This window comes from Caulobacter sp. P1_B12_2 (assembly GCF_056406675.1).
In genome coordinates this window covers 1-18,348 of record NZ_JBFTZS010000154.1, presented here as the reverse complement: position 1 = coordinate 18,348, position 18,348 = coordinate 1, and the positions used below count along the sequence as shown (strand labels likewise).

Genomic DNA, 18,348 nt, shown 5'->3' with positions numbered 1-18,348 from the left:
ACCTGCATGATCCTGATCGTATCGCTGTTCCTGATCCTTGCCGTCGTCGCCCCGCCGGCCGGCGAGGTCGTTCGCCGCCACCAGCACGCGATCCGCCGCCGCAAGCAGATCGAGGCGTTCCTCCGGTCCAGCCCGGTGGCCGAATACCGCCTGGACGGGTCCGCGAGCGGCTAGGGGCGGGCCGCCGGCGGCGCTTGCGGTCGCCCCGCCCTAGCGGCGCTGTGCCGCACTTCCGAGAAACGCCGTTCGGGCGCAGCCTTCGAGTCAGGTGGCGGACGTGCGCCCCGTTGCGTCACAGTCGGGAGCTTGAACGTGAAAAGGTCTTCGGGGGCGGCCGCCGGCCGCATTCGATACTGGTGGCAGGCCCGGCCGATGGCCGGCCTGCTGGCGGGCTGGATCGCGATCACGCTCATCGGCTGGCGCGTCTGGGTCGCGCTGAACGGACACGCCGCCTAGGCCCCCTTCCTCCAGAAGCCCCGCAACGAAAAAGCCCCGGGCGAAACCCGGGGCTTTTCAGGACTTGGCGATGGTACCGCCTCTCAGGCTTGAACTGAGGACCTCCGGTTCCACAAACCGGCGCTCTAACCAACTGAGCTAAGGCGGCGCATCGCGAGGGAGTGTCTTTAGTCGGACGCGCGGGCCGGATCAAGCGCCGAAACAGCCCTCCCACACGAAAACGCCCCGGAGCGATTAGGCTCCGGGGCGCTCGTTTCTTGGCCGGTCGTCCGGGTCCCTAGCGGGGGACCGTGAAGACGATCGGGATCGTGATCTGACCACCATCCACCGGAGCGCCGTCAAGCGTCTTCGGCTTCATGCGGAACAGTCGCGACAACTTCAGAGCAGCATCGCCGAAGCCGTAGTCCGCCGGATTTTCCGACACGACCGAGCAGCCTTCCAGAGACCCTCTGGCGGTAACGGTGCACGACAGCGTCGCACGGCCGCCCACTTCCATCCGCTGAGCGCGGTCGGGGTAGTAGCGAGCCATGTCCTCACCGGTGGGCTTGCGGGCCCAGTCCGGCTTGGTGATCACCGAAGCCCGAGCCGGCGGGTTCGAAGGAACCGGCGGCACGTTGGAGATCACCGGAGGCGCCGTTTGCTCGACCCGCTCCTTGACGGGAGGAATCGGCAGCGGCGGCGGCGGAGTCACGTCCGGCGGCGGCGCGATCGGCGGCCTCGGCTGCACCACCGCGGGAGGCGGGGGCGGAGCGTCGGTCGGCGGCGGCGGCGGGGGCGGAGGAGGCGGCGGCGGCGGCGGGGGCGGCGGAGGCAGCTCCACGTCCACGGCGTCGTCGTGATACTCCTTCATCACCGCTTCGAACTTCTGCTTCGCCAGATAAGCGAACAAAGCAGCGTGGAAGCCGACGACGACGATGGTCGCGATACCAAAGGCGCCGAGACCACCCTTCTTGCGTCGCGGACCATCCGAAGTGAGCGGGTCGTAGTGGCGATGCTCAGGCGCTTGTTGTTCAGCCATGCATCACCCCTAGCTGTTCTGATCCTTGCCGATGAGCGCCACGCTGTAGAAGCCGTTATCCTGGAGGGTGTTCATAACCTCCATGAAAGCTCCGTAGCGCGTCTTTTCGTCGGCGCGGATATAGATGCGCTCCTTGGTGGGATCGCGACGGCCAATGTTCTTCGTGAGGTCCGCACCCATCTCGTCAACCGTGGTGCGGTCATCGCCAATGAAGACCTGTCCCGAAGCCTTGATCGAAATGTAGACGGGCTTTGGCGGGGTCGTCGACGGTTTCGCGACCGCCGGCGGCAAGTTCACTTCGACCGACACGGAGGCGAGCGGAGCCGCCACCATGAAGATGATCAGGAGAACCAGCATGACGTCCACGAAGGGCGTAACGTTGATCTCGCTGTTCTGTTCGACGTTAAACCTGTCGCCCCCACCGCCTGAGAGTTTGGCGGCCATCGGTCTTACGCCCCTTTGTCGAGCTGGCGCGAGATGGCGTTCATCAGTTCAGCAACGAAGCCTTCCGAGCGCGTGCCGTAGCCGGAGATGCGGGTCTGGAAGAAGTTGTAGAAGATAACGGCCGGGATAGCGGCGAACAGACCAATACCGGTGGCGAGCAGCGCTTCGGCGATACCGGGAGCGACGACGGCCAGGTTGGTCGTGTTGGTGTTCGCGATGCCGATGAACGAGGTCATGATCCCGTAAACCGTACCGAACAGACCGATGAACGGACCGGCCGAACCGACCGAGGCCAGGAACACCATGCCGCCCGACAGACGCTTAACCAGCGAGGCTTGCACCGCGTTGATGGCGTAGGTGGCGCGCGACAGGGTCGAGTCACGGTGCTCGCCGCCGACGGCCAGGCCAGCTTGGCGCGACAGTTCGACTTCTTGAGCAGCCGCGGCGGCCATGTCGGCCATCGGGTTGCCTTCGAATTCTTCCGACGAACCGATGCGGGCGATGTCAGCGATCGAACGAGCGCCGCGGAAGGCTTCCAGGAACTTGTCCGATTGCTTGTTCAGGGCGCCGAACTCGAACAGCTTGGTGATCAGCAGGACCCACGAGAAGATCGAGGCGAGGATCAGACCGATCATCACGACCTTAACCACCGCCTGGGCCGACAGGAACATGCCGATCGGGGTCAGGGAGTGGGACTTCATCTTTTCGGTCGCGGCGACGCCGGCGTCCAGCGGCTCTTCAGCAGGCGCGGCGGCGGGGGCCGGGGCGGCGGCGGCCGGAGCAGCAGCTTCGGTGGTGGCCGGCGCAGGCGCCGCGGCGTCCTGAGCGAAAGCCGGGGCGCTCACCATCAGCGCCATGGCGCCGACGAGAGCGATGAGGGGGGTTTTCCGTTTAATGTCGAGCATCTGTCGCCAGTTCCTGATTGGTCTAGCACGTTTGGACCGAGGGTCGTCGCGCGAGAGCGTCTCCACCCTAGACTTGAATAGCCCGCAAGATGGCCGATTGCTCGGACGTCTTGCAAACCCGCTTCGCTGCGCTCGACCCGTTACGCCCCCCAAGCCAGGCTCATGCCCATCAAGAAGGATCGTTTCGAAGCGCGTGTGATCGCCGCCCCCGAGGAGGCTTCGATCTTACCGCAATGTTAGAATTGCGGCAGGGGTCCTTTGGCAACCCCTTTTCGTACCGTCAAGGGGTGTGAGGCGGCATAAATTTACCGTCCCTTTGACGCACCCACTACCTTTGCCGCACCGCACAAATGGGAAATCAGGATTTGAGGGCGGTTTTTCCCTACCAAAGGGAATATCGATGTTGCACCGCAACATGCTTACAAAACATCGGTCTTGCAGCCGAGATCTGAGCGCGTATTGCGGCGCAGTTCAATCTGGCCGGGAAAGAGGCCAGCCGGAGATCTGACCTCCCCCGCCGCCTTCTACGTCCCGCCGGCCTCGCGAGCAGAGAATTTCCGCCTGCAACGGCCTTCCGGCGCTCAAATCGCGCGTCGCGGCCGCTGGAACCGAGATGGCCCGATCTCGACAACGACTAGGCGTCATCCGGAGAGAACGGCCCGCCCTGACCGCTTGATCGTCGCGAAGACGGCGTCGGGAGTCGGCTGTTTGCGCGAACCCGACCGCGAGCGACCTGACCTCGCCGACGGCGTCGGCGTCCGCGCTAAAATTTCACATCTGCCCTGCAGCGGACGCGGATGATCAAGTTCGCGGCGCCGCCGGGAGGGCCAGCCTCGGCTTGGGCGAAGGCTTCGACGAGGTGCTCCGACCGCGAAGCGATCGAAACGGCGACAGGTCTGAAGGGAATGGTGCCTGGAGGCGGATTCGAACCACCGACACGCGGATTTTCAATCCGCTGCTCTACCAGCTGAGCTATCCAGGCCTATGCCAAAAGGCGGTGTAAACCACCTCGGCGCCCACCTTGCGGCGGGGAGCCGCGTCTATAGGGGAGGCTAAAAACGAAGTCCAGCCCCTCTTGAAACGATCTCGAACTATTCGCGGCCGAAGTCTGTGGACGGCGGATTCTCCTCGTCCTCGTCGGCCCCGGGCACCACGTACCGGTCCGACAGCCAGCGGTTCAGGTCGATGTCGGCGCAGCGCTTGGAACAGAAGGGGCGGAAGGCCGCGTCCGTCGGTTTCTTGCAGATTGGGCAGGCGCTCATGAGGGCGAGACCTCCAGGCGGTCGTTGGGCCAGTCGGCGGCGACGGCCAGGGTGAAGCGGCGGCCGATCTTGTCGGCCAGGGCGACGTCGAAGGCCGCGAAGGCTTCGGCGACGGCGGGCGAGCAGCGACCGGCCAGCTTGCCGCCGGGATCCGCCCTGCCCTCACGCTCGAAGGCGCGGACCAGCCGCAGGGCCCCGGCGCGGGCCGACAGTCCGCCGGTCTCGTCCAGAAGCCGGTCGAGAATCGGTTTGGTCCGGCGCGGCACGATCATCTCCAGCGCCCCGAACTTGCTGATCGGCCCGAGGCCGACGCCGGGATTGTCGACGGCGAAGGCGTTGCGGGCCGCCGTGGTCAGGGCCGGACCGTCGTGGCCGCGCCCGACCAGATCGAAGACCACCAGCCCCGCCAGACCCTTCAGGCGCAGGAGGCGGGCGGCGGTCGTGAAGGCGGCCATGTTGGCGGCGCGGGCCGCCTTCTTCGAATCCCCGTCGCGACCGCCCAGGTCGACGTCGATGGCCACCAAGGCCCGAGTCGCCTCGATGCTGACGTCGCCGCCGCCCGGCAGGGCGAAGACCGTCTCCAGGGCCTCGGCCTCGGCGGCCTCGACGGCCTCCAGCGCGGCCAAGCCTTGGGTGGGCGAGCCGGACTTCACCCAGAGGCGCAGCAGCTCTTCAATGGTCGGGGCATGGGCCAGCACGCGCGGCTCGCCCTCGGCCGGGCCGACGTAGCGGGCCACGGCGGACTTGTCGCGGCGCGAGGGGCTGCGAATCTCGATCTCGACCACCTGGCCCTCGACCAGCTTGGGCATGTCGGGCTTGAGGGCCAGCAGCAAGTCGCCCCCGCCCGGCAGGGCGACGAAGGCCGAGTTGAAGGCGCGCTCGATCTTCTTGACCCGGGCGACGCCCCGCACGCCCTCGGCGTCCAGCGGATCGTCGCCGTCCCACTGGGCGACCAGGCGCTCGGGACGGCCGTCCAGGGTGACCACCCCGACCGTCTCGCCGATGCCCGCATAGAGATAGGCGCGCCGTTCGCTCATTTTCGATAGCCCAGGCCGGTCAGCAGGTTCAGCGTCTCGTACAGCGGCAGACCGACCACCGAGGTGTAGGAGCCGTGCAGGTCGATGATGAACCCGCCGGCCACGCCTTGCACGCCGTAGCCGCCCGCCTTGCCGTTCCATTCGCCGCCGGCCAGGTAGTCGGCCTTCTCCTGGTCGGAGAGATGCTTGAACTGCACGCGGGTCTCGACCAGCCGCGAGGCCTCGCGCCCGTCGGGAGCGATGGCGGCGACGCCGGTCAGGACCATGTGGTTGCGGCCCGAAAGCAGCTTGAGGCAGTAGGCCGCCTGCTCGGGCGTCTCGGCCTTGGGCAGGATGCGGCGCCCGACCGCCACGACGGTGTCGGCGGCCAGGACCAGGCAGCCGGGCGAACGCGGCGCGACCGCCCTCGCCTTCTCGATCGCCAGGCGCAAAGCATGACGCCGCGGGGTCTCGTCCCGCAGTGGCGCTTCATCGATGTCGGCGGGATCGACCCGATCCGGGGCGACGCCGACCTGCGCGAGCAGGTCCAGGCGCCGGGGGCTCGCGCTGGCCAGGACCAGCGGCGTCCGCTGGACGACCATCCGCCAGCCCTACTTGAAGCGGTAGGTGATGCGGCCCTTGGTCAGGTCGTAGGGCGTCATTTCCACGAGCACCTTGTCGCCGGCCAGAACCCGAATGCGGTTCTTGCGCATCTTGCCGGCGGTGTGGGCGATGATCTCGTGATCGTTCTCCAGCTTCACGCGGAACGTCGCGTTGGGCAGCAATTCGCTGACCGTACCGGGAAACTCGAGCAGTTCTTCCTTAGCCATCAGGCCTCTCAAAATGGGTGACGCCATGCCGGTAAAGCCCCCACGACGATTGAGTCGGGGAGCGGATCGCGGCAGCGAGGCGGGGTGTATAGCGCATTCACCCCCCGAACGTCGATGGCGCGCCGAAACGTTGTCGAATCGCCGTGGCCAGAGCGTCACGCACCTCGCGATAGGCGGCCAGCATGGCGTCGCGCGAGCCGTCCGCGAGGGTCGGGTCGTGGGTCGGCCAATACTCGATGTCGGTGGCCCGGTCCCGCGCCAGCTCGACGGCCCGGTGCTGGGCCTCGGGGGTCAAGGAGATGACGACGTCGAAACTGTCGTCCTCCAGCTGGGCGAAGCTCTTGGGTTTGTGGCCGCTGACGTCCAGGCCCATCTCGTCCATGACCGCGGCCACGAACGGGTCGACGCCCTCCTCGGCCGGGTCCGGCTTCAGGCCGCACGAATCGACGAACGCCCGCGTGCCGTAGAAGTGCTTGAACAGCGCCTCGGCCATCGGCGAGCGCACGCGATTGAAGTTGCAGGCGAACAGCACCGCGTCCGGAAGATCCGCCGCCACGCTCCCTAGCCTCGCCAGTGCAGAGCGCAGATCAGGGTGAACAGCCGTCGGGCCGTGTCGAGGTCGGTCTTGACCTTGCCCTCCAGCCGTTCGCGCAGCAGCGACGAGCCCTCGTTGTGCAGGCCGCGCCGTCCCATGTCCAAGGCCTCGATCTGCTGGGGGGAGGAATTGCGGATCGCCGAATAGTAGCTGTCGCAGATCATGAAGTAGTCCTTGATCACCCCCCGAAAGGGCGACAGGGACAGCAGGTGCCGGCGCTCCCAGCGCTCGCCCTCGGACTCCGGCCCGGCGATGTCGAAGGCCAGGCGGTTCTCGATCAGCGACAGCTTCAGGTCATAGGGCCCGCCCGCCGCCTCGGCCGGCTCGAAATAGTTACCGTCCAGCAGGTCGAAGATCGCCACCTGCCGCTCCTGCTCCTGGTCGCGCGACGCCGCCGCGAGGCTGTCCTCGTCGATGAGGATGGACTTCAGGAACTGGCTGGACTTGGCGTCGGACATCGTCGGCAGACTTGCCCCTTACGGCTTGGTTGGCAACCTGATGGACGCCGACAGTGCGTGGGCCGGCAGGCCCTCGGCCTTGGCCAGGGCGACGGTGTGCGGCCCCAGGATCCCGAACGAGGCCGCGTCGCACTTCACGATCGAGGTGCGTTTGAGGAAGTCGTAGATCGACAGGCCTGACTGGAAGCGCGCGGCGCGGCTGGTGGGCAGCACGTGGTTGGAGCCGGCCACGTAGTCGCCGATGGCTTCCGGCGTCAGGCGGCCCAGGAAGATGGCCCCGGCGTGGCGCACGCGGTCGGCCAGGCGCTCGGGCTCGTCGATCGCGAACTCGACGTGCTCGGGGGCCAGCAGGTCCACGAGGCGCGGGCTGTCGTCCAGGGGGCACAGGATGATCGCGCCGTGGTCGCGCCACGAGGCGGCGGCGTCGACTCCGGTGGCCAGGGTCTTGAGCAGGGCGTCGACGGCGTCGGACACCGCCTGGGCGAAGGCCTCGTCGTCGGTGATCAGGATCGACTGGGCGGCCGGGTCGTGCTCGGCCTGGCTCAGCAGGTCGGCGGCGATCCAGTCGGGATTGTTGTCGGCGTCGGCGACCACGACGATCTCGGACGGACCGGCCAGGGCGTCGATGCCGACCACGCCGTAGAGGCGGCGCTTGGCGGCGGTGACATAGGCGTTGCCGGGGCCGACGATCTTGTCGACCGGCTGGATCGGTCCGGCGCCATAGGCCAGGGCTGCGACAGCTTGGGCCCCGCCGATCCGCCAGATCTCGGTGACCCCCGCCTCCTTGGCGGCGGCCAGCACCGCCGGCTCCAGCTTGCCGGGAGGCGTGACCATGGCGATGCGGTCGACGCCGGCCACCTGGGCGGGCACGGCGTTCATCAGCACGGTCGAGGGATAGGCCGCGCGGCCGCCGGGCACATAGACGCCCACGGCCTCCAGCGGCGTCCAGCGCCAGCCCAGCTGCACGCCGGCCTCGTCGGTCCAGGATTGATCCTGCGGACGCTGGCGGGTGTGGAAGGCGCGGATGCGGGCGGCGGCGAAGGCGATGGCCTCGCGGACTTCAGCCGAGCACGCGGCGGCGCCGGCCTCGATCTCCTCGGCGGTGACCCGGATGGTGTCCTCGGTCAGTTCCACGCCGTCGAAGCGACTAGTGAAGCTGAGCACGGCCTTCAGCCCGTCGGCCTGCACGGCGTCCAAAACGTTGCGCGCGGCCGCATCGACATTCTCGGGCGCGCCCCGGCGCTCGTCGAGGAAGGCCTTGAAGGCGACGGGAAAGGTGGGATCGGCGGAGTTGAAGCGACGCATGGGGCCTAGATGCGGGTTTTTGGACAAGACACAAGAGGTTTGGTGCGGCGATCACTTGCCCCCTACGGACCGCTTCGCGGTCGTCTTCCCCCAAAGGGGGCAGAGGGGCGAGGCGTGTCCTCCGCCCCCCATGGGGGCGGACAGACCGCTTTAGCGGTCAGGTGGGGGCAAGTAGGTGTGATCCCACGCCAATCGGGCTGTGAGTGGTTGGGGAGGCGCGGAGCGGTCCGGGCCCAGCCCGGATGACCGTGGGTTTAGAGGTGCGTTTCGGCTAGACCTGACCGCTCCGCCGAACCGTTCTTCTCAAGGGACGGCGATTGAGGGCCTGTTTCATCCCGATCGACGTTTCCCCTCGGGCGGGCAGGATCAAAGYCGCCCGGAAGGGGCCGTCGGCGACTCCGACTGATCCTSGAACAGGCCGGTTTGAACTCCCAGCCCCGTCAACCCGGACTGTCCGGCTTGCGTCCGGCTTGGGCCTTGGATCCTTCTGAGACCCGCCTCCCCAGCCGACCCGATCGCCAGGCCAGCCCGGCCCCGCTCGGTTCGATCCCCATCGCCTGCTTGGGCCGGTACCAAGAGCCCTCCCCCGCGATGGGACAGCTCTGATTGTGCAGGAGGTTTGAGGTCCKAGGACTTGTGACGCTSRTTATTTTKCAGSGCGTTGGGATCGTTGGGGTTYYTSGCGKCGCTGGCGGGGATCCAGCGCGCTCAATCCCCCCAAATCACTCTCTCCCAGAGGGAGAGGGCGGGGCCCGCCGCGAAGCGGTGGGAGGGTGAGGGGGTAAACCGTCAGACGGCGCGCCGGCAGGGCGCCCGCGTGAAACCGGCAAGGCGTCACCCCTCACCCTCCCTCTTCCCTCCGGGAGAGGGTACGAAACGTCATGACCAGCACCGCCCCTCTCTCCGTCACCCCGGCCGACCTGGCGGCCTCGCCCGACCTGGCCGCCGCCCTGCTGGCGCTGAACAACGCCCATGCGGTGGAGCTGTCGTGGTTGGAACCGCCCCGGCTGGCGCACCTGGTGGGCGAGTCGTTCGTGGCCGAGCGCATCGGCCAGGCCGACGCCCTGCTGCTGGCCTTCGACCAGGACGCCGACTACGACAGCCCCAACTTCCTGTGGTTTCGCGAGCGCTTCCCGCGCTTCGTCTATGTCGACCGCATCGTGGTCGCCGGCGAGGCGCGCGGGCGCGGCCACGCCCGCCTGCTCTACCAACTTCTGTTCGAACGCGCCCGTGCGGCGGGACACGAACGCGTCGTCTGCGAGGTCAATTCCAATCCGCCCAACCCGGCGTCGGACGCCTTCCACGCCCGTCATCCTCGGACTTGTTCCGAGGATGACGGGCGTGGGGGTGTTGAAAGYCAGCCGCCCCTGTCGGTTTCACACGCGTTCGATCGTCCTGGAAAAAAGGAGGCCCTCGGCATGGGCGTGCGCGATCAGATCGACAGCTATATCGGCGATCAGTCCCCGGCCAAGAGCGCGGAATTGCGGGACCTGCACCGGCGCATCCTGGCGATTTCGCCCGGCGCCGAGCTCTGGTTTCTGGATGGCACGAACGACGACGGCAAGGTCGTCTCCAATCCGAACATTGGCTATGGGTCGCAGACGCTCGGCTACGCCAGCGGGGACTCGAGAGCGTTCTACAAGATCGGCCTGAGCGCCAATACGTCCGGGCTATCGGTCTATGTCATGGGTCTCAAGGACAAGACATACCTGTCGCGGACCTATGGATCGCGGCTCGGGAAGGCCAAGATCACCGGATATTGCATTCGGTTCAAATCCGTAAAGGACGTGGATCTCGGCGTGCTCGAGGAGGTCGTCGCGGACGCCCTGGGTGCGGGGTCAGCCGGCGCGTCGTCCTAGCGCGGGCTCTCTGAACGTCCGCAATGGTGGTGGCCGGCGTCGCGCGCCCCCCCTCTCTTTGAGAGAGGGTTTCGAAGTCCGCTATGGCTCGTGACCCGACAGCCTCACGCCACCGCCGACGCCTTCGCGCCGCCGCCGGCTCGCATCGCCGCGACATAGACCGCCGCCGCGATCCCCGCCCCCACGAACCACGCATAGTCGTAGAGCCCGGTCCACGGAGCGCCAATCCCGGCCGCCGACGGCAGGCCGGCCGCCTTCAGGAAGCCCGGCAGGTTCGGCGCGACGCCGATCACGAAGGCCGCGACGGCCGCCAGGTTCCAGCCCTTGAAGTAGGTGTAGCGGCCCGTGCGGTCGTACAGCGCCTCGACATCCAGCCGGGCGCGGCGCAGCAGCCAGTAGTCGGCGATCAGGATCCCGGCCACCGGTCCCAGCAGGGCGCCGTACCCCGTCAGCCAGACGAAGATGTAGCCTTGCGTGCTCTCGAGCAGCTTCCACGGCATGATCAGCACGCCGATGGCGGCGGTGATGTAGCCGCCCGCGCGGTAGCTGATCTTTTGCGGCCACAGGGCCGAGAAGTCGTAGGCCGGTCCCACCAGGTTGGCGGCGATGTTGCACGAGACGGTGTCGAGGCTGATGATCAGCAGACCCACCAGCACCGCGATCCCGCCGATATTGCCCGACAGCGCCACCGGGTCCCAGATCGGCTTGCCGTAGATCAGCACGGTGGCCGAGGTGACGATCACGCTCATCGTGGCCAGCAGGGCCATCGGGCCGGGCAGGCCCACCACCTGGCCGACGATCTGGTCGCGCTGGGTGCGGGCGAAGCGGGTGAAGTCGGGGATGTTGAGAGCCAGGGTCGCCCAGTAGCCGGTCATGGCGGTGACGGCCGGGCCGAAGTCGTTCCAGAACCGGCCGGCCTTGGCGCCGCCGGCGTCGTAGGCGCTAGGCTCGTGCAGGATGGGTCCCAGGCCGCCGGCCTTGCTCAGCGCCCACCAGACCAGCAGGCCGCAGACCAGGATCTTGACCGGCGCGGTCCAGGTCTCGAGCTTGCGCACGGTCTCCAAGCCCTTGGTGACGAACAGCAGCTGGATCAGCCAGAAGGCGGCGAACGACAGCAGTTGGCCGACGCCTATGCCCAGGACGGGGACCATCGGCCCGACCAGGCTCTTGCCGACCATCACCCCCAGCAGGGTCAGCAGCGCGCCGCCGCCGATCCAGGTCTGGATGCCGTACCAGCCGCAGGCGACGATGGCCCTGGCCAGAGCCGGAGCCCGCGCGCCGCGCCAGCCGAACGAGGCCCGGGCCAGCACCGCATAGGGCACGCCCCACTTGGCGCCCGCATGGCCGATCAGCAGCATCGGGACCAGCACGATGACATTGCCCAGCAGCACGGCCCACACCGCCTGGGTCGCCGACATCCCCTGCTCGATCAGACCCGCGGCCAGCATGTAGGCCGGCACGGCGATGACCATGCCCAGCCAAAGCGCCGCGAAGTGCCGGGCCTTCCAGGTGCGCTGAGCAGCCGTGGTCGGCGCCAGGTCCGGATTCCAGAGGGTGTTGCCGGCTTGGTCGTTCATGTCGCCCCCGCGATCGTGTCGTGGGCGGAGCATGGGTCAGCGAACGGTGGGCGTCACGGGGAAAGTGGCGAGGGCCCTTGAGCCGGCCACAATGCTGTCATCCCGGACAAGCGCGTAGCGCGCCGATCCGGGACCGGGCCGAAGCGCTGAGCTCAGGCGTCGGTCCCGGGTCTTCGGTTCGCTACGCCCGGGATGACAGATTTGGTGGAGTGGGCGCTCAGCCCATCCCGGCATAGGCGAGCGTCGCCAGCCCGGCCCCGAACACCAGGACYATGGCCACGATGCCGACCCGGTCCCACTGGATGCAGGGGCCGGCATGCCGAAGCTCGGCGGCTTCCGGCTTGTTGATGTCGCATTTTCTGAAGAACACGGAACGCGCACGCACACGGGTCGCGAACACGGCGTCAGCCATGGCGATCTCTCCCTAACGAGGCCTGCTCCTCTGACGGGAGCGCAAGGTCACGGTTAACACGAAAAATCGCTCAACGAGCGAATTTCGGCGCTTTTTCGGAGAAAAATCGAGCCGGATCGCGCGTTTTCGTCGCCAAAACGTCAGTGAACGACGAAAAACGCGTGATTTTTCGAGAAACGGCTATTTCACAATCCCATCGACGGTCTGCCGCGTGACGGCGTGATAGAGCGGCCGGGTCTTGGCGTAGAGGCGCTTGGCGATGGGCTGACCCCAGTCGCCCTGGGCCATCAGATCCTTGAACAGCGGGGCCACGAACTTGCGACGGCCCTGCTCGGTCAGGAAGGCCTCCAGCGACGGCAAGGCGGGCTCGTAGCGGTTGGCCACGGCCAGCTCCAGCCAGACGAAGCGGATCTCGCTGTTGCCCTGGGCCGACAGGCCGAAGGCCTTGTCCAAGGCGGCCAGACGCTCCTTCGACAGCGCGCGCGGCAGGCTGGCGATGAAGCGCGTGCGCTCCGGCGTGCTCCAGGCCTTCCACTTGGCGGCCGGGGCCGCGCCGCCCTTGGCGTAGGCGGCGGCCAGGGCGTCCACCGCCGGGAAGGCGGCCGACTTGATGTGCACGGCGTTGTCCGGCAGCCCGACGTCGTAGACCCACTTGTCGATGCCGATCGAGGCTTCCAGCTTGGGATCGCCCTTGATCAGGTTCTCGCGCAGGTCGGCGACGAAGCCGGCCGTGGTCTGGCTCTGGAAGGCGTGGCGGGCGAAGTAGGCCTTGAGGTAGGCGTCCCAGCGCTCGCGGCCGACCGCCTGCTCGATGGTGCGCAGGAAGGTCGCGCCCTTCTGGTAGGCGATGTCGGTCATGCCGTCGTCGGGATCGCGGCCGGTCAGGTCCAGGTGCAGGCGGGTGTCGGCGCCCGTCAGGCCGCCGGCGTCGGCGATCGCGGCCTGCAGGTCGCTCCAGCYCAGGTCGGCCAGCATGTCGGCGCGCGGCTTGCCGTACAGCTTTTCCATGATCCGGTTTTCGAAATAGTCGGTGAAGCCCTCGTTCAGCCAGAAGTCGGCCCAGGTGGCGTTGTTCACGAGGTTGCCAGACCACGAGTGGGCCAGCTCATGCGCCACCAGGCTGACCAGCGAACGGTCGCCGGCGATGATGGTGGGCGTGGCGAAGGTCAGGCGCGGGTTCTCCATGCCGCCGAACGGGAACGACGGCGGCAGCACCAGCAGGTCGTAGCGACCCCAGGCATAGGGGCCGTAGAGGCTCTCGGCCGCCTCGACCATCTTCTCGACATCGACCAGTTCGTTGGCGGTCTTCTTCATCACCGACGGCTCGGTGTAGACGCCGGTCCGCTGGCCCAGCGGCGTGAAGGTCAGGTCGCCTATGGCGATGGCGATCAGGTACGAGGCGACCGGCTTGTCCATCCTGAAGCGATAGGCGCGGCCGCCGCCGGCGACCGGCTCGCCGTCCGGGGTCAGCATCTCGGCGCTCATCACCGCCTTCAGGCCCTCGGGCGCGACGATGCGGGCGGTCCAGGTCTGGCGGATGCCGGGGCTGTCCTGGGTGGGGATCCAGCTGCGGTTGAGGATCGCCTCGCCCTGGCTGAACAGGTACGGCTTGACCTTGCCCGCCGTCTGCGAGGGCGTCAGCCACTGCAGGGCCGCGCCGTCGGGGGCGCTGTCGTAGGTGATCACGATGCGCTTGGCGGATCTAGTCCCCTTTGGCAACTGAACCGTCAGCGGCGCGCCGAGGTTCGGGTCGGCCTTGCCCAGGGTCCACGGCAGGGCCGCGCCCTTGTCGTCGGTGATCGCCTTGATCACCAGGCCCTTGCTGTCGAGCACGACCTCTTTCGCGTCAGGCGCGGCGGCGATGTCGAGGGCGGCCGTGCCGGTCATCTTCTGGCCGGCGAAGTCGGCGGTCAGGTCCAGGTCGACATGTGTCACCCGCGCTGTCAGCGGCTGGGCGTAGGAGTGGATGTCGCGGGCTTCCGGCGTCGTCAGGATCGCCGGGATCGGCGGCRCGGTCTGAGCCAGGGCGGGCGCGGCGACGCCGCAGAGCAGGAGCGCCAGCAGGGCGGCGCGAGTGGTGGTCTTGATCGAGGTCATGGAAAGCCGAGTCCATCTACGGCGAAGTGGTCCCCACCGTCTTAGCCCAGCTCTGTGCCCGGTCTAGGGCCAATCCCCGTTACCCTAGCTCAGATATTCCAGCAGGCTCGTCCCGCCGGTGTTCACGCTGCCGTCGCTGTTGAACAGCGAGGCCAGCTTGTCCGAAAGGTTCTGGACCTCGACCATCTTGTCGTAGAGCGCCGGGGTCCAGCCGGCGGCCTGGCGTTCCTCGTCGCTCATGGCGGCGTACTGGGTGATCAGGCTCTTGCCGAAGGCCGAGCTGTCCGAGCCCTTGGTGCTGGCATAGGCGCTGGAGACGCTGTCGCGATTGCGGGTCCGCACCTCGGCGGCCGCCTGGGCGATCTCGTGTTCGGAGAACTGGTCGCCCTTGTTCAGGGCCATGGCGGCCAGCGAGCGGTCGTCGAACTTGGAGAAGTCGATCGTTCCGCTGTCCTCGTCGGTGGCCATCCCGTCCTTGGTGGCCGAGGCGTACTGCTTGTCGAGCACCGAGCGGACGTCGGAAGCGACCTTGCCGATGTCGCGGGTGCGCGGGTTGGAGACCACCCCGCCGACGTCCTTCAGATAGGTCGCGACCGGATCGCCGTCGATGCCGGTGGGCTGAACGCCCGGCTTGGCGGTGGCCTGCTTGAGGCCCTCGGTCAGGGCCGCCTTGTCCTTGGCCCACTGGGCCGTGCCCTTCTCCTCGGCCCCGGCGGCCTCGAGATTGGCCAGGGCCGCCTTGTAGAGTCCGGTGTAGTCGCCGGTCACCCGCATGGCCGAGGCCGAGGCCGACAGGGCCGTGTCGCGGTTGGCCTTCATCTGCAGGCTGGCGACCACCTGTTCCTCGATCGAGAACTTGCCGCCCTTGTTGCTGGCGATGGCGTAGAGGCTGCGGCGGTCCAGGCCCGAGACGTCGATCGTCGCTTTGCCGTCCTTCAGCGCGCTGGTCGCCTTGGCGCCGGCCAGCAGCTTGTCCAGCGCCGAGCGGGCCGAGGCGACCACCGCGTCGGTGGTGCGGTTGTCGGTCTGGGCGGCCAGGGCCGCCTGGGCTTCGGGCGACAGGGTGACCTTGTCGCCGGACCCGCTGGTCTTGGCGGCCGCGGCGCTGGAGCTGTCGCTGGCGGCCGCTGTCGTCGCGGCCGTCGTGCTGGCCGCGCCGGCGGCGAGATAGGGGTTCGCCGCGTAGCCGTTCGTAACGCTGCCGACCATGAAGCCCTCGACTCAAATCGCCGCGAAATTACGAATCGCGACGGGCCTGAAACACCGGGTCAAATGGCGGGAACATGGTTAAAGGCGCATTAACCATGTCCGCGGGAAAGCCCCCTACCCCGGCGCGCTGACCTGGGTCACGGGCTGGATGTCGGTGAACTTGGCGACGTCGCCCAGCACCTCGGGGGCGCGCGGGCCGCCCAGGCTGGCGCCCAGGGCTTCGGGACTCTCGAAGGTCAGATTGACGATGACCACGAAGGGGGCCGCGCCGCCGTCCGGGCCGGGCAGGCCCTTGAGCAYCTGCACGTCCGTCAGGCCGGTCGACGTGAAGGCGTCCTTCACCAGCGGAATGTGGACGCTGTCGTAATAGGCCTGGTCGAACCTGGCGCCGGGCGTCGCGGGATAGAGCACGCTTAAGATGACCATGGTCGCCTCCCCTGGAGTGGCGGCGTCGCCGGTCGCGCGCCGTCCGGAGCTCAGTTAAGCACGCGGGCGAGACCTCGCCACGATTGCCGCGACGGCGCCCCGTTCAGGCTTGGATGTAAACCCAGGCCCGCAAGCCGGACGCCAGAACCACCTCGACGCGCTTGTAGTCCGAGACCTCGTAGGTGTCGGCGGCGGCCAGTTCGGCGGCGGTGATCTCGAACACCATGCCCTCGACCGCGTCGTCCGGATTGTCGCTCGCCGCCACAATGGGATGATGGTCGGCGCCGCTGGCGGCGATGACCGCCGGATCGGTGATCCGCACCATCGTGCGGCTGTAGCCCGGCAAGGCGTCGGGCGCGCCGGTCAGGAGCCGTCCGAAGGTCTCGCGCTGCACCGTCTCCAACTGGAGGGTGCCGTAGGAGAAGAGGCGGATCGGATCGGGCGCGCTCATCGCGCCGACCAGAGGCTGCCGGCCGCCGCCTGCAGGTCGCCCGGGACGTCGCGGCGGGCGACGGACAGCCCCTCCAGCTCGATCTTGTCGGCGCGCAGGGTGCGGGGATGGATGCTGTAGCCCAGTTGGTAGATGGCCCGGTCGGTCTTGGTCTGGCCGTCCTCGATGAACACCGTCAGCACCCCGACCGGCACGCGGCCGGTCTTGGCCTTGCCGGCCTTCTTGCGCAGGCCTTTCTCGATCCAGCCGATTTCCAGCCGGGGATTGCCGGTGGTCTCGACGCTGTCGGAGCGCAGCTCGGCGGGGAACCAGACGGTCTGGGTCTGGATCACCTGGCTGTCATTGACCGAGATCAGCCGAATGACCTCGCCGCCCTTCTCGCGCGTGCCCGTCATCACGAAGGTCATCTTCCGCGCGGCGGCCTGGGCTTCGGCCCGCCGCTCGCTGGCGGCGACCGAACGCTCGCGATCCTCGCGGACCCGTTCGCGGTGCGAATCCCAGAAGCTGAGGCCGGTGATCACCAGGGCGGCCACCGCCACGATCTCGGCCAGGGTCAGCCAGCGGATCGGCAGGCGCTTGGGGGGCGTCTCTTCGGTCATCGGGCCTCCATTGTGCGAGTGCCGGGACGGTAGAGTGAGTGCGTGTCGCCGTGAAGTCGTCCCGTGACGGCCTAGGCCTTCGCCGGCCGGCGGCGACGCGGCACGCGCACCGTGGCCTCGCCGTCCATGATCGGCTCGTCGCCCACYAGGCCCTCGCAACGCAGGGTGACGCGCGCGCTCACCTCGTCGATGGCCGAGACCGTCACGCGGGCCGTCACGACGTCGCCGATGCGCACCGGCTTGTGGAACGCCAGGGTCTGACTCAGATAGATCGCGCCCGCGCCGGGCAGGATGGTGCCGACCACGGCCGAGCCGAACGACGCCGACAGCAGGCCGTGCGCGATCCGCCCGCGATAGGCGGTCTTGGACGCGAAGGCCTCGTCCATGTGCACGGGGTTGAAGTCGTCGGAAGCCTCGGCGAAACGCTGGATGCGCTCCTCGGTGATGGGCACGTGCTTTTCGGCGACCATCCCGACCGCGAGTTCTTCCAGGATGTAGCCGCCGGAGGGGTGAGGTTGGATCATACCGCGCGGTTAGCCGTGATGCCGCGCCGTGGCCAGCAAAAATGCGCGCGGGCGTGGCGGGATGAGGCTTCGCCCGCCGGCGGGGCGCCCGGACTGGGCGAACGGATCATGGCGGGCCGGGCCAAGGGGCCGGGCCGCTGGACGACGCGCGACGGCTCGAGCGGTGCGATGCAATGGCCCAGATCCTTGGCCGGGCCGAGCCGGACCGGACGCCCAAGGGCGTCGGGTCCGACGTGTCCTAGAACTTGCGGTCGCCGTCCAACGGATCGCACGTGCCGCTGAACTTGGTCAGGCCGTCCAGGGTGATGCGACCGGCGCGACGATCGATCATCAGCTTGGGGCGATTGGCGCCGTTCAGCTTGAACTCGCCCCGGATCATGTCGCGGGAGACCGAGAGGTTGGCGATGTCGTACCAGCCGGCGTCGCTGTTCCCATGGATCGGCGGGATCATGTTCTTGGCCGGACGGATGCGCCCGCGATCGCCGTCGATCTCGACGGTGACCGAGCTGTCGTAGTCCTGGCGCGTCAGCTCCAGGCCGCTGCGGGGCACATAGCGGCGCTTGTCGGCATCCCACTCGTAGCCGGACTTCAGCTGGTTGGTGTAGCGCTGGCCTTCGCCATAGCAGATCAGCGCGATATGCTCGCGATAGCCGCCGGAATTGCCTTGGCCGTAGCCGAATTCGGGCGGCCGGTACGCGCCGCCGCCGCCACCGCCACCGCCGCCRCCACCGCCGCCGCTTTTCCTGCAGTCGGGGGCCGGCGTCGAGACGATCGCGTCGTAGCGTCCGTTCAGGGTGGTCACCGACAGGCAGACGCCGCGCCGCTCGTTCCACCAATAGGTCCATTTGCGGTCGTCGCCGCTCTGGCCGCCGACATTGACATAGCCGCGCGACGCCAGTTCGGCC

At 68.0% G+C, this 18,348-nt stretch carries 20 protein-coding genes, 2 tRNA genes and 1 pseudogene; 2 read left to right on the top strand and 21 right to left on the bottom strand.

The window, feature by feature from the left end:
• The first annotated feature begins 312 nt into the window (after positions 1-312).
• Positions 313-456, top strand: coding sequence for a hypothetical protein (locus AC1DZ6_RS11620; RefSeq protein ID WP_477097333.1), 144 nt, complete (start codon positions 313-315; stop codon positions 454-456).
• A gap of 71 nt (positions 457-527) precedes the next feature.
• On the opposite strand, the gene AC1DZ6_RS11615 is transcribed toward AC1DZ6_RS11620, so the two are convergent.
• The 12 genes from AC1DZ6_RS11615 to hisD all read right to left on the bottom strand — a co-directional run bounded on the left by AC1DZ6_RS11615 (position 528) and on the right by hisD (position 8,289).
• Positions 528-604, bottom strand: a tRNA-His gene (locus AC1DZ6_RS11615).
• 129 nt (positions 605-733) lie between these two features.
• Positions 734-1,474, bottom strand: a complete 741-nt coding sequence (locus AC1DZ6_RS11610) for an energy transducer TonB (RefSeq protein ID WP_477097332.1) — start codon at positions 1,472-1,474, stop codon at positions 734-736.
• A gap of 9 nt (positions 1,475-1,483) precedes the next feature.
• Positions 1,484-1,918 (bottom strand): biopolymer transporter ExbD, encoded by a 435-nt coding sequence (locus AC1DZ6_RS11605; RefSeq protein WP_477097331.1) that lies wholly within the window; start codon positions 1,916-1,918, stop codon positions 1,484-1,486.
• Positions 1,919-1,923: 5 nt separating this feature from the next.
• On the bottom strand, positions 1,924-2,823 hold the full coding sequence (locus tag AC1DZ6_RS11600; protein WP_477097334.1) for a MotA/TolQ/ExbB proton channel family protein: 900 nt from the start codon (positions 2,821-2,823) through the stop codon (positions 1,924-1,926).
• A gap of 906 nt (positions 2,824-3,729) precedes the next feature.
• A tRNA-Phe gene (locus AC1DZ6_RS11595) sits at positions 3,730-3,805 on the bottom strand.
• 109 nt (positions 3,806-3,914) lie between these two features.
• On the bottom strand, positions 3,915-4,085 hold the full coding sequence (locus AC1DZ6_RS11590) for a DNA gyrase inhibitor YacG (RefSeq protein WP_477097330.1): 171 nt from the start codon (positions 4,083-4,085) through the stop codon (positions 3,915-3,917).
• Positions 4,082-5,122: a ribonuclease E/G gene (locus AC1DZ6_RS11585; protein ID WP_477097329.1), complete on the bottom strand. Its 1,041-nt coding sequence runs from the start codon at positions 5,120-5,122 to the stop codon at positions 4,082-4,084. The genes AC1DZ6_RS11590 and AC1DZ6_RS11585 overlap by 4 nt, the downstream gene beginning before the upstream one ends.
• Positions 5,119-5,703 carry a Maf family protein gene (locus AC1DZ6_RS11580; protein WP_477097328.1) on the bottom strand — a complete coding sequence of 195 codons (585 nt, stop codon included), beginning with the start codon at positions 5,701-5,703 and terminating at the stop codon, positions 5,119-5,121. The genes AC1DZ6_RS11585 and AC1DZ6_RS11580 overlap by 4 nt, the downstream gene beginning before the upstream one ends.
• 9 nt (positions 5,704-5,712) lie before the next feature.
• Entirely contained in the window at positions 5,713-5,931 is a 219-nt protein-coding gene (gene infA, locus AC1DZ6_RS11575) for a translation initiation factor IF-1 (protein ID WP_004617696.1), read from the bottom strand.
• Positions 5,932-6,028: 97 nt separating this feature from the next.
• Positions 6,029-6,487: an arsenate reductase ArsC gene (locus AC1DZ6_RS11570; RefSeq protein ID WP_477097327.1), complete on the bottom strand. Its 459-nt coding sequence runs from the start codon at positions 6,485-6,487 to the stop codon at positions 6,029-6,031.
• Between the two features lie 5 nt (positions 6,488-6,492).
• Entirely contained in the window at positions 6,493-6,984 is a 492-nt protein-coding gene (locus AC1DZ6_RS11565) for a UPF0262 family protein (protein WP_477097326.1), read from the bottom strand.
• 18 nt (positions 6,985-7,002) lie between these two features.
• Positions 7,003-8,289, bottom strand: coding sequence for a histidinol dehydrogenase (hisD, locus tag AC1DZ6_RS11560; protein WP_477097325.1), 1,287 nt, complete (start codon positions 8,287-8,289; stop codon positions 7,003-7,005).
• An 881-nt stretch (positions 8,290-9,170) separates the two neighbouring features.
• On the opposite strand from hisD, the pseudogene AC1DZ6_RS11555 reads away from it, so the two are divergent.
• Positions 9,171-9,596 (top strand): annotated as a pseudogene (locus tag AC1DZ6_RS11555) (GNAT family N-acetyltransferase); the annotation flags it as partial.
• A gap of 656 nt (positions 9,597-10,252) precedes the next feature.
• Here AC1DZ6_RS11555 and AC1DZ6_RS11550 read toward each other — a convergent pair.
• The 9 genes from AC1DZ6_RS11550 to AC1DZ6_RS11510 all read right to left on the bottom strand — a co-directional run.
• On the bottom strand, positions 10,253-11,725 hold the full coding sequence (locus AC1DZ6_RS11550) for an NCS1 family nucleobase:cation symporter-1 (protein WP_477097324.1): 1,473 nt from the start codon (positions 11,723-11,725) through the stop codon (positions 10,253-10,255).
• A 217-nt stretch (positions 11,726-11,942) separates the two neighbouring features.
• Positions 11,943-12,137, bottom strand: coding sequence for a hypothetical protein (locus AC1DZ6_RS11545; protein WP_477097323.1), 195 nt, complete (start codon positions 12,135-12,137; stop codon positions 11,943-11,945).
• Between the two features lie 180 nt (positions 12,138-12,317).
• On the bottom strand, positions 12,318-14,234 hold the full coding sequence (locus tag AC1DZ6_RS11540; protein ID WP_477097322.1) for a M1 family metallopeptidase: 1,917 nt from the start codon (positions 14,232-14,234) through the stop codon (positions 12,318-12,320).
• An 84-nt stretch (positions 14,235-14,318) separates the two neighbouring features.
• Entirely contained in the window at positions 14,319-15,443 is a 1,125-nt protein-coding gene (locus AC1DZ6_RS11535; protein WP_477097321.1) for a hypothetical protein, read from the bottom strand.
• A gap of 114 nt (positions 15,444-15,557) precedes the next feature.
• A complete protein-coding gene (locus AC1DZ6_RS11530) occupies positions 15,558-15,869 on the bottom strand; it encodes an EthD family reductase (RefSeq protein WP_477097320.1) in 312 nt (103 codons plus the stop codon).
• Between the two features lie 103 nt (positions 15,870-15,972).
• A complete protein-coding gene (locus AC1DZ6_RS11525; RefSeq protein ID WP_477097319.1) occupies positions 15,973-16,320 on the bottom strand; it encodes a gamma-glutamylcyclotransferase family protein in 348 nt (115 codons plus the stop codon).
• On the bottom strand, positions 16,317-16,919 hold the full coding sequence (locus tag AC1DZ6_RS11520; RefSeq protein ID WP_477097318.1) for a hypothetical protein: 603 nt from the start codon (positions 16,917-16,919) through the stop codon (positions 16,317-16,319). Before AC1DZ6_RS11520 ends, AC1DZ6_RS11525 begins: the two co-directional genes overlap by 4 nt.
• Before the next feature lie 71 nt (positions 16,920-16,990).
• Entirely contained in the window at positions 16,991-17,443 is a 453-nt protein-coding gene (locus tag AC1DZ6_RS11515; RefSeq protein ID WP_477097317.1) for a MaoC family dehydratase, read from the bottom strand.
• A gap of 238 nt (positions 17,444-17,681) precedes the next feature.
• Positions 17,682-18,348: hypothetical protein (locus tag AC1DZ6_RS11510; protein ID WP_477097316.1), on the bottom strand; the 667-nt coding region annotated here is incomplete at its 5' end.

Excerpts from the sequence above, each read along its gene's own strand:
- AC1DZ6_RS11610 (WP_477097332.1), bottom strand. The coding sequence starts at position 1,474 with ATGGCTGAACAACAAGCGCCTGAGCATCGCCACTACGACCCGCTCACT.
- AC1DZ6_RS11605 (WP_477097331.1), bottom strand. The coding sequence starts at position 1,918 with ATGGCCGCCAAACTCTCAGGCGGTGGGGGCGACAGGTTTAACGTCGAA.
- AC1DZ6_RS11600 (WP_477097334.1), bottom strand. The coding sequence starts at position 2,823 with ATGCTCGACATTAAACGGAAAACCCCCCTCATCGCTCTCGTCGGCGCC.
- AC1DZ6_RS11590 (WP_477097330.1), bottom strand. The coding sequence starts at position 4,085 with ATGAGCGCCTGCCCAATCTGCAAGAAACCGACGGACGCGGCCTTCCGC.
- AC1DZ6_RS11585 (WP_477097329.1), bottom strand. The coding sequence starts at position 5,122 with ATGAGCGAACGGCGCGCCTATCTCTATGCGGGCATCGGCGAGACGGTC.
- AC1DZ6_RS11580 (WP_477097328.1), bottom strand. The coding sequence starts at position 5,703 with ATGGTCGTCCAGCGGACGCCGCTGGTCCTGGCCAGCGCGAGCCCCCGG.
- infA (WP_004617696.1), bottom strand. The coding sequence starts at position 5,931 with ATGGCTAAGGAAGAACTGCTCGAGTTTCCCGGTACGGTCAGCGAATTG.
- AC1DZ6_RS11565 (WP_477097326.1), bottom strand. The coding sequence starts at position 6,984 with ATGTCCGACGCCAAGTCCAGCCAGTTCCTGAAGTCCATCCTCATCGAC.
- hisD (WP_477097325.1), bottom strand. The coding sequence starts at position 8,289 with ATGCGTCGCTTCAACTCCGCCGATCCCACCTTTCCCGTCGCCTTCAAG.
- AC1DZ6_RS11550 (WP_477097324.1), bottom strand. The coding sequence starts at position 11,725 with ATGAACGACCAAGCCGGCAACACCCTCTGGAATCCGGACCTGGCGCCG.
- AC1DZ6_RS11535 (WP_477097321.1), bottom strand. The coding sequence starts at position 15,443 with ATGGTCGGCAGCGTTACGAACGGCTACGCGGCGAACCCCTATCTCGCC.
- AC1DZ6_RS11525 (WP_477097319.1), bottom strand. The coding sequence starts at position 16,320 with ATGAGCGCGCCCGATCCGATCCGCCTCTTCTCCTACGGCACCCTCCAG.
- AC1DZ6_RS11520 (WP_477097318.1), bottom strand. The coding sequence starts at position 16,919 with ATGACCGAAGAGACGCCCCCCAAGCGCCTGCCGATCCGCTGGCTGACC.